The 9,643-nt window shown below is 71.0% G+C and carries 9 protein-coding genes and 2 pseudogenes; 2 read left to right on the top strand and 9 right to left on the bottom strand.

Going from position 1 to position 9,643, the window contains the following annotated elements; all coding sequences use genetic code 11:
- The 7 genes and pseudogenes from KN815_RS42070 to KN815_RS42040 form a co-directional block, all read right to left on the bottom strand.
- Positions 1 to 851, bottom strand: a pseudogene (locus KN815_RS42070) (hypothetical protein); the annotation flags it as partial.
- A 97-nt stretch (positions 852 to 948) separates the two neighbouring features.
- Complete coding sequence (locus KN815_RS42065) at positions 949 to 1,734, bottom strand: ABC transporter permease (RefSeq protein ID WP_216347045.1); 786 nt, start codon at positions 1,732 to 1,734, stop codon at positions 949 to 951.
- Positions 1,731 to 2,729 carry an ATP-binding cassette domain-containing protein gene (locus KN815_RS42060; RefSeq protein WP_216347044.1) on the bottom strand — a complete coding sequence of 333 codons (999 nt, stop codon included), beginning with the start codon at positions 2,727 to 2,729 and terminating at the stop codon, positions 1,731 to 1,733. The genes KN815_RS42065 and KN815_RS42060 overlap by 4 nt, the downstream gene beginning before the upstream one ends.
- A 141-nt stretch (positions 2,730 to 2,870) precedes the next feature.
- On the bottom strand, positions 2,871 to 3,500 hold the full coding sequence (locus tag KN815_RS42055) for a PadR family transcriptional regulator (protein ID WP_216347043.1): 630 nt from the start codon (positions 3,498 to 3,500) through the stop codon (positions 2,871 to 2,873).
- A gap of 69 nt (positions 3,501 to 3,569) precedes the next feature.
- Positions 3,570 to 4,139 (bottom strand): DinB family protein, encoded by a 570-nt coding sequence (locus KN815_RS42050; protein WP_216347042.1) that lies wholly within the window; start codon positions 4,137 to 4,139, stop codon positions 3,570 to 3,572.
- Between the two features lie 114 nt (positions 4,140 to 4,253).
- Positions 4,254 to 5,711, bottom strand: a complete 1,458-nt coding sequence (locus KN815_RS42045; RefSeq protein ID WP_216347041.1) for an aldehyde dehydrogenase family protein — start codon at positions 5,709 to 5,711, stop codon at positions 4,254 to 4,256.
- Between the two features lie 90 nt (positions 5,712 to 5,801).
- Positions 5,802 to 6,665: a Sco1979 family transcriptional regulator gene (locus tag KN815_RS42040; protein WP_216347040.1), complete on the bottom strand. Its 864-nt coding sequence runs from the start codon at positions 6,663 to 6,665 to the stop codon at positions 5,802 to 5,804.
- Between the two features lie 305 nt (positions 6,666 to 6,970).
- Between KN815_RS42040 and KN815_RS42035 the strand changes: the two genes are divergently transcribed.
- Positions 6,971 to 7,462, top strand: coding sequence for an ATP-binding protein (locus KN815_RS42035; protein WP_216347039.1), 492 nt, complete (start codon positions 6,971 to 6,973; stop codon positions 7,460 to 7,462).
- 44 nt (positions 7,463 to 7,506) lie between these two features.
- Here KN815_RS42035 and KN815_RS42030 read toward each other — a convergent pair whose 3' ends face one another.
- Positions 7,507 to 8,658 carry a site-2 protease family protein gene (locus tag KN815_RS42030; protein WP_216347038.1) on the bottom strand — a complete coding sequence of 384 codons (1,152 nt, stop codon included), beginning with the start codon at positions 8,656 to 8,658 and terminating at the stop codon, positions 7,507 to 7,509.
- A gap of 62 nt (positions 8,659 to 8,720) precedes the next feature.
- Positions 8,721 to 9,002, bottom strand: coding sequence for a DUF397 domain-containing protein (locus KN815_RS42025; RefSeq protein WP_216347037.1), 282 nt, complete (start codon positions 9,000 to 9,002; stop codon positions 8,721 to 8,723).
- A gap of 328 nt (positions 9,003 to 9,330) precedes the next feature.
- On the opposite strand from KN815_RS42025, the pseudogene KN815_RS42020 reads away from it, so the two are divergent.
- Positions 9,331 to 9,643, top strand: a pseudogene (locus KN815_RS42020) (bifunctional 3'-5' exonuclease/DNA polymerase); the annotation flags it as partial.

The raw sequence follows: 9,643 nt of genomic DNA, 5'->3' as shown, positions 1-9,643 counted from the left end.
GCCCCGGCCGGTCCGGCTGCCCCGGCCGACCCGACTGCCCCCACCGGCCCGGCTGCCCCGGCCGGTCCGCTCTGCCCGGCCCATCCGGCGGCCTCCGGGCCAGGAGCGGCCCCCGGGACCGCGTACGGCTCACCCGGCGCGGAGCCGTCCAGCAGCAGTTCGGGCCCGCTGCCCAACCCGGCCTCCAGCGCGGCCCGCTGGTGCAGCAGTGCGAGCGGCGGGCGCTTCGCGGCGCCCCGCAGCAGCCCGGCGAACGCCCGGCTGTAGTCCGGCGTCGCCAACCCCCGCTTGGGTGGGACTCCCCGCTTGGGCGGGGCTCCCCGCTTGGGCGGGGCGGGCGCCACCGTGCCGTACAGCGTCAGCCCGGCGGCGAGTCCGGACGGCCCGGCGGCCTTCAGCGCCGGCCACACCGTCTCGTCGGCCACCAGATCGGCGATCACGACGGTGCTGCCCGGTGCCCGCCTGCCGAGCTCGGCCGCCAGCCAGTGCCAGGGCAGCGCCGTATAGCGGGCGGTCCTCGGCGTCGTACGGGCCAACGCCATATGTGGCAGCCGCTGTTTGGCGTCGAGGGTGAGCTGGCCCGCGAGATGGACCAGCACCGGGCCCGGGTGGGCGGCGGCGGTGCGCAGATGCGTCAGCACGGTCTGCGGATCGGCCGGGTCCACGAGTTGGACGACGCTGGCGCCGCCGGGCGTGCCCAGCAGCGCCGCCGGCGGTACGGCGGCGAGCTGGGGCAGCGCGGCGGCCGCGTCCATCAGTCGCTGTTTGCCGGCCGGACCGGCGGCGAGCAGCAGGGCGTATCCGGGCCCACTCGCCGTCTCCGCCCCCGTGCCCGACCTGTCGTTCCCCATATATGCACCGTATCCGCAACCGGCGACGACCGGTGGGGGTGTGACCCGCCGAGCGTCCGGCCCCGGGCGGTGCCCCGGGCGGTGCCCCGGGCGGTCGTCAGCGGCTGAGCCGCCCGTAACGCCGCACGGCGAGCGGCGCGAAGACCGTGATCAACGCCAGCGGCCAGCAGACGGCGAGGAGTTGGGCATGGTCCGCGGCCCAGCCCTCGCCGCCGCCGCCGGGGCCGCCGAACAGATCGCGGATCGCGGTGGCCGTCGCCGACATCGGGTTCCAGACCGCGAGGGCGCCGAGCCAGCCGGGCATGGTCTCGGGCGAGGCGAAGACATTGGAGAGGAAGCCCAGCGGCCAGACCAGGATCTGCACGGCCTGCACCATCTCCGGGCGTCCGGCGGCCATGCCCAGGAAGATCCCGAGCCACAGCATCGCGAACCGCAGCCACAGCAGCAGCCCGACGGCGAGGAGGCCGTCGCCGAAGCCGCCGTGCCAGCGCCAGCCCATCGCCAGACCGACCCCGAGCAGGACGAGCAGCCCGAGCGCCGACTGGAGCATGTCCAGCACGCTGCGCCCGGCCAGGACTGCCGAGCGGGCCATCGGCATCGAGCGGAAGCGGTCGATGACGCCCTTGTTGAGGTCCTGGGTGATGGCGAGCATCGTCCCTTCGAGGCCGAACACCATGGTGAGCGCGAGCGTGCCCGGCACCAGGAAGTCCTTGTAGTCACCGCCGTCCGGGACGGTCATCCCGCCGCCGAGGAAGTAGGCGAACATCAGCAGCATCATCACCGGGAAGACGAGCTGAACGACCACCTGGACGGGCTGCCGGGCCCAGTGGGCGAGTCCCCGGCGGGTCATGGTCCAGGAGTCGATGAGGGTCGCGGTCGTCATACGGGGGTCTCCTCCTTGGCCGGGTCCGCCTCGGACCTCTCCGCCGTGGCCGGTTCGCCGGTGAGATGCAGAAAGACCTCGTCGAGGGTGGGACGGCGCAGCACGATGTCCTCCGCCTCGATCCCGGCCGCCGCCAGCGCCCGTACGGTCTCGGTGAGCGCGGCGACCCGGTCGGTGACCCGCGCGCCGAGCCGCCTTCGGTCGGGGTCGGTCTCGACCTCACCGGCGCCGGTCGCCCTGCCCATGACCGAGGCGGCGGCGGACAGTTGGCCCGCGTCGCGCACCACCACCTCAATACGGTCCCCGCCGAGCCGGGCCTTGAGCTGGTCGGCGGTCCCGTCGGCGATGGCCCGCCCGCCGTCGATCACGCAGACGCGGTCGGCGAGTTGGTCCGCCTCCTCCAGGTACTGGGTGGTGAGCAGCACGGTCGTACCGCCGTCCACCAGCGAGCGGACCGCGTTCCACACCTCCGTACGGCCCCGGGGGTCGAGCCCGGTGGTCGGCTCGTCCAGGAAGAGGATCCGCGGCCGCATCACGAGGCTCGCCGCGAGGTCGAGCCTGCGCCGCATCCCGCCGCTGTACTGGCTGACGGCCTTGGTGCCGGTGCCGTCGAGGCCGAACCGCTCCAGCAGCTCGTCGGCGCGGGCTGCCGCCTGCCGGCCGCCCAGGTGGTAGAGGCGGCCGAACATCTCCAGGTTCTGCCGTCCGCTCAGCTCCTCGTCCACCGCCGCGTGCTGGCCGACGAGGCCGATGCGGTAACGGACCTGGTCGGGGTCGCGCAGCACGTCGTACCCGGCGACCTCGGCCCGGCCGCCGTCATGCCGCAGCAGGGTGGCCAGGATCCGTACGCAGGTGGTCTTGCCCGCGCCGTTGGGGCCGAGCACGGCGTGCACGGTGCCCTGCGGGACGGTCAGATCGAGCCCGGCGAGGGCTTGTTTGTCCCGATAGGTCTTCCGTAGTCCTTCGACGACGATCGCGGGATCGCTGTCGGCCAAGGTCTTCCCCTCTCCTTCTACGCTTTCCCCGTAGTCAAGTTTGACTACGGAGACCGGAAGGTACTGCCCGCGAACGCCGCTAGTCAAACTTGATTAATAGCGAGGACCGCCATCGGCCGCCCGCTCACGGCATGGCCTTCCTCAGTCCGCGTCGGGGGCGGCGTACGGGTTGGGGACCCCCTCCGGCAGCACCTCCACCGAGCGCTCCCCCTCGCCCGCCATCACATACGCCCCGCCCTCGAGCCGCTCGATCAGCCCACGGGTCCACACCGCGCCGCTGTCCGCGGAGTGCACCCAGAACTTCATGATCTCGCCGATATGACCCCACTCCTCGGGGGTGCCGTCCGGTGGCGTCCAGTGCCGGGTCACCTCGGTCCGCCACTCCTCCAGCGCCGCCACCCGCTGCTTCAGCAGGGCGATCGCCTCGGCGCGGGGCAGGTCGACGATGAAACCCACCCCGGCCGTCAGCTCGTCGATCTTCTGGTCATGGCGCAGCAACGCGTCCCGCAGCAGCCGGAAGTACTCCTCCTCGCCCACCTCGGTCAGCTCGTACTCGGTCCGCGGCGGCCCGCCGACCGTGCTCGGCGCGACGTCGTGCGCGCGCATCAGGCCCTGTTTGGCCATCTGTTTGAGGGCGTGGTAGATCGAGCCGGGTTTGGCATTGGACCACTCATGCGCGCCCCAGAACTCCAGGTCGTTACGGACCTGATAGCCGTGCGCCCGCCCGTGCTGGCGCACGGCCCCCAGCACCAGCAACCGGATCGCTGACATCGCCCGCTCTTCTCCATCCTGGTCCCGGCCCCGCGGTGACCAGGCTAGGCCGTCGGCGGGCCCGGCGGATCACCCCTCCAGGATCGACCAGTCCGGCTCGGGCATCGCGCCCGTCTCGAAGACCAGGTCGAAGGCGCCCTTGCCGTCGATCGTCTCGCGGATGATGTCGGCGTGACCGGCGTGCCGGGCGAGTTCCTCGATCAGATGGAGGATGGCCCAGCGCCAGGTGCGGGTGCCGCCCTCGTCCCAGGGCAGCCGGATGGCCTCGAAGGTCGTGTCCAGCGACGGCAGGGCCCGCACCGCCTCCTCGGTCTCGCGCGCCACCTCGTCGTACAGGGCGAGCAGCGCCTCCACCGTCTCGTCCTCGGTGGGCTCGAAGGTGTGCTCCCACTCGGCCATCTGGTCCTTGGCGTTCCCCGGCGCCTTGCCCTGGAGGATGCGGAGCCAGCCGCGCTCGCCGGTGACCACATGCTTGAGCAGCCCGGCCAGCGAGAGCGCGCTCGCGCTGGGGGTGCTGCGGGCCTGCTCCTCGGTCAGGCCGTGCACCGAGCGCCGGATGCCGCCGCGCTGTGCGTCCAGGTATGCGAGCAGCGCGCCGCGCTCGTCGTTACATGCCTCGGGGTTCACGATCACGGGCATGGCTGCCGCCTCTCCTCTGGCGGGCGCCCGGGTCCGGCGCCCTTCGATGAACCCCACGTTAGGAAGGCTTGCGGTCAGCTTCTGTCCGCGTGTCGGCGCCCGTCTCCTGTCGAGTCAGAACGGGAACTGGCTCCGGCCGTGCTGGATGGAGATCCACTTGGTGGTGGTGAAGTCCTCGATCATCGACTCCCCGTTGAGCCGCCCCAGACCGGAGTGCTTCTCCCCGCCGAACGGCACGATCGGCTCGTCGTGGACCGTGCTGTCGTTCACATGGATCATGCCGGTGTGGATCTGCTGGGCGAACCGCACCCCGCGCTCGATGTCCCCGGTGTGCACGGCCCCGCTGAGCCCGTAGTCCGTGTCGTTGGCGATCCGGACGGCCTCCTCGTCGCCGTCGAACGGAATCAGCGTCACCACCGGGCCGAAGATCTCCTGCCCGAGGATCGCCGCGCCCTCCGGGACCCCGCTGAGCACGGTCGGCCCCATCAGGGTGCCCTCGGCGCTTCCCCGCACCAGCGCGGTGGCGCCCTCGGCGATCGTCTGCTCGACGAGCGAGGCGATCGCCTCGGCCTGGCCCTCGTTGATCAGCGGGCCGATGTGGGTGGTGGGGTCGCCCGGGTCGCCCACCTTCAGCGTCTCCACCTTGGCCACGAACTTCTCGGTGAACTCCCGCTCCACCGCCCGGTCCACCAGCACCCGGTTGGCCGCCATGCAGACCTGCCCCTGGTGGACGAAGCGGCTGAAGACGGCCGCGTCGACCGCGTAGTCCAGGTCGGCGTCGTCCAGCACGACCAGCGCGCTGTTGCCGCCCAGCTCCAGGACCGTGCGCTTGAAGTGGGAGGCGGCCACGGTGGCGACATGCCGGCCGACCTTGTCGGAGCCGGTGAAGGAGATCACCTTCGGTACGGGGTGCTCGATCAGCGCGTCGCCGATCTCCGCTATGTCGGTGACCACGACATTGAGCAGCCCGGCGGGCAGCCCGGCCTCCTCGAAGATCTTGGCGACCAGACCGCCGCCGCACACCGGGGTGTTCTGGTGCGGCTTGAGGACGACGGCGTTGCCGAGCGCCAGCGCGGGGGCGACCGACTTCAGCGACAGCAGGAAGGGGAAGTTGAACGGGCTGATGACGCCGACCACGCCCACCGGCAGCCGGTAGAGGCGGTTCTCCTTGCCGTCGACCGGCGACGGCAGGATGCGGCCCTCGGGCCGCAGCGCCAAATGGACCGCCTCCCGCAGGAACTCCTTGGCGAGATGCAGCTCGAAGCCCGCCTTCACATGGGTGCCGCCGCACTCCGCGATGATCGTCTCGGTGAGTTCCTTCTCCCGGTCCTCGATGATCCGCAGCGCCCGCTCGAAGACCGCCCGCCGGGTATAGGGGTTGGTGCCGCCCCACTCCGGCTGGGCCCGCTCGGCCGCCCGGTAGGCCAGGTCGACCTCCTCGACGGTCGCCACGGTGATGGAGGCCAGCTTCTCCCCGTTGTAGGGGTTGAAGTCGACGATGTCCCAGGAACCGCTTCCGCCGCGCCACTCGCCGTCGATGAACTGAAGGGCCAACTCGGAGAAGTAGGACATGCCATCCCTATCTACAGGACGCGGTGCCGCGCTCCGACAGCCGCGCACGGGTGGGGGGTATTCCTGACAGAACGTCATCCTACTGACGAGTCAGGCATCGTGAAGGAGCCCGCGGAGCAAATCCCGGCTCTTCTCCGGGGAGAGGCTGTCCGCGCTGAGCCGCTCCAGCACCCGCTCGTACTGGGCGACTTCCTCGCGCTTGTCCAGATAGAGCGCGCTGGTGAGCTGTTCCAGATAGACGATGTCGGGGAGGTCGGGCTCCGGGAACCGCAGCCGGGTGAACGCCCCGCTCTCCCCCGCATGCCCGCCGAAGGCGAACGGCATCACCTGGAGCGTCACGTGTCGATGCTCGGAGACCGTGATCAGATGGCGCAACTGGGCGGACATCACGCCGCGCCCGCCGTAAGGGCGGTGCAGCGCGGCCTCGTCCAGCACCACATGGAACGCCGGGGCGCGCTCGGAGACCAGCAGCTTCTGCCGCTCCAGGCGCAGCGCCACCCGCCGCTCGACCTCCTCGGTGCACGCCTGGGGCTGGCCGCGGGTGACCACGGCGTGGGCGTAGCCCTCGGTCTGGAGCAGACCGTGCACGAACTGGACCTCGTAGCAGGCGATATGGGAGGCGGCGCCCTCCAGGCCGACATAGGTCTGGAACCAGCCGGGCAGCACATCGCCGTAACTGTGCCACCACCCGGCGACATTGGCCTCGCGGACGATCCCGAGCAGCGCCGCGCGCTCCGCGTCGTCGGTGACCCCGTACAGCGTGAGCAGATCCTCGATGTCCCGCGCCTTGAAGCTCACCCGGCCCAACTCCATGCGGCTGATCTTGGATTCGGAGGCCCGGATCGAATAGCCCGCCGCCTCGCGGGTGATGCCGCGAGCCTCGCGCAACCGTCTGAGCTGAGAGCCCAGGAGGATACGGCGCACGACCGATCCACTCGACTCGCCTGCGGCCATTTCCGCGATCCTCCCTGTACGGAAAGCATCCTTGCGAACGGCGCCCCCGCAGCCTCTGAGGGTGAAGTCTGCCACTGATCGGGCTCCGCGCCGTAGGCATGTCGTTACTCAGCCCGAGGTTGTACATCAGTGTACGGAGTCAGATATCCGACTAAAACCGATCGAGTCGGACCAACTGATGTGCGTGCACGTGCATTTGCCCTTGCATCTGACGTGCGCATTCGGAACCATAGGCTGTGCGCACGTGCTAGCTGGTACGAAATCTGGCCAGAGTTCGTCACGGCCACGGATGCAGGAGTGCTCGCATGGGGAGCGAAGGTCCGGCCCTGCTGGAACCCTTGTGGCAAGGGCTTACCGCGATCGATCCCGCCGCCGTCTCCGGATCCGTCTCCTGCGCGCTTCCCGCCCGCTTCGAGGCGGTCAAGGGGGCCCGGCAGTTCACCGGCTCCACCCTGCGGCAGTGGAACATCCCCGAACTCCTCGACGAGGTGGCGCTCGTCGTCTCCGAACTGGTCACCAACGCGCTGCGGCACGCCCTGCCCGGCCCCGCCGCGACGGCCGGTGAGCCGGAGCGGCCGGTGCGGCTCCATCTGATGCGCGGCCCCTCACGGCTGGTGTGCGCCGTACGCGACCCGAGCGACGTGGGCCCGGTGGCCGGCGAGGCGGGCTGCGGCGAGGAATCCGGGCGCGGGCTCCATCTCGTGGAGTCCTTCACGGACGGCTGGGGCTGGCAGCCGCTGCCGGGCACCCCACACGGCAAGATCGTCTGGGCCGTCTTCCATCTCCCCCCGACGTGAGCCGCCTCCCCCACGCCTGAGCGCCCCTTCCGCCGCATCAGCGGTCATGGACGGGTGGACTCCGGCGGGGCCGTGGTGATGCCCAGGCCGTGCAGTTGGAAGAGCCGGTTCACATCGTGCATCGTGATGATCCCCTCGAGCTGCCCGTGGTCCACCACCAGCACCGGCATACCGCCGCCACCCGGACGCACCCGCTCCAGCACCTCGCTCAGCAGCTCACCCGGCTCGGCCACGGTGCACCGCGACAGCGGCGTCGCCACATCGCGCACCCGCTGGGTCTCCCGGGCCTCGGCCGGCACCGCCGCGAGCACCCGCAGCCGGACCGCCCCGCTCGGCTGTCCCTCGAAGTCCAGCAGCGGCATCACCGAATGCCGGGCGTGGGCCGCCACATCGTCGATGAACCGTCCCACGGTCAGCCAGTCGGCCCCAGCCGCCACCGGCGCCGACATCGCGTCCGCCACCCGCACCCCGCGCAGCGCCGTATTGACCCCGGCCTGCCGCCGCTCCGCGTTGGCGATGATCACCATGAAGAGGCCGATGAGCGAGAGCCACAGCCCGCCGGTGTTCCCGCGCAGGAAGGTGATCCAGCCGATGGCGATGAGCGCCACGCCGAGGATCTGGCCGCTGCGCCCCGCCGCCCGGTCGGCGCGCTCCCGGTCCCCGGTGCGCCACCAGATCGCCGCCTGCACCACCCGGCCGCCGTCCAGCGGCGCGGCCGGCAGCAGATTGAAGACGCCCAGCAGCAGATTGGCCCAGCCCAGCCAGATCAGAACGGCGGTCGGCACCCCCCATCCGGTGAGCGTATGCAGCCCGATCCCCGCGCCGAGCGCGACACCGCCGATGACCAGGCTGGTGAGCGGCCCGATGACGGCCACCCAGAACGCGACCCCGGCGGTGCGGGGCCGTCCCATCTTGGTTATGCCGCCAAGCGCCCACAGCGTCACGTCCTCCACCGAGACGCCCTTACGGCGGGCGGCGACCGCGTGCGCGGCCTCGTGCATCAGCAGGCTGCCCATCAGCAGCACGGCGCCGACGACGCTGGCGAGGGCGTAGGCGGTGCCGCTGCGGCCGGGGGTCCACGCGGGCAGCGTCTGGTGGCCCAGCCCGTAAGCGAGCACGATGATCAGCACCGGGACGCTCCAGTGCATCCGCAGTGGAACCCCGAGTACGTGTCCGACCCGGACCGAGCCGTTCATCGCCGTCTCACATCAGTCGAGTGCCCCCGCTCGCCACTACCAGTGTCGCGCGTCCGCGGCGATCAGCCCAGACCGGCCGAATCATGCGCGAGATGGTCGAACTCGCCGTCCTTGGCGCCGCGCAGCATCGCCTCGACCTCGGCGGGTGTGTAGATCAGCGCCGGTCCGTCGGGGAACCGGGAGTTGCGGACAGCCACGTTCCCACCGGGCAGTTTGGCGAACTCGACACAGGAACCCTGGGAGTTGCTGTGTCTGCTCTTCAGCCAGACGACCCCCTGGAGGTCCGCGGCCGCCATGCCGTTGTAGGGGTGGTCGCGCACTGGGCTTCTCCACTGTTCGTGCATGCGTGCAGCCGTCAACTGTCTCGGATCATAGCTGCGTTCCTTTGCAAACGCATGGGCAAATGCATCTGCGTATGCGCAGGTAGATGCACAGGCAGATGCACGTGCACCATGCGTATCTGCATGATCACCCGACACCGGGCATCTTCTGCCCGGAGTGAAGAAGAGCAGTCGTCATGTATGACGTCCGGGTCCCCCTCCGGGTTGAGCGGGCCTCGTGCCGGAGCGTTGGAAGACAGCCCAGCACGGCGCCGGTCACACCCCGAGCCACGACCACCGGAGAACCTGAGTATCAGCATCGATGTCAGACCCCCCTGCGAGACTCACGGGCATGAGGTGGGCGGCGGCGGAGACGGACGACGGGGGTGTTCGTCTCTGCCCGCTCGACCCCGGGGGAACGGCCGCCGGGCCGGTAGTCGAGGTCACGGCGGCCCAGGGCGGGATCGCGGAGGCCGTGCGATCCCGCCCCGAGGCCGACCGGTGGGTGTGGCGGTCCACCGCCGAGGTCTATCCGCGGCTGCTGGCCGCCGGGGTCCGGGTCGAGCGGGCCTATGACATCGAGGCGGCCGAGGCCCTGCTCCTCGGCCATGAGGGGCGCTCGGGCGCACCGCGTTCGCTCGCCGCCGCCTGGGCGCGGCTGCGCG

It is taken from the genome of Streptomyces niphimycinicus (assembly GCF_018883605.1).
Taxonomy (GTDB): domain Bacteria; phylum Actinomycetota; class Actinomycetes; order Streptomycetales; family Streptomycetaceae; genus Streptomyces; species Streptomyces niphimycinicus.
This window is presented reverse-complemented; position numbering and strand designations above follow the sequence as displayed.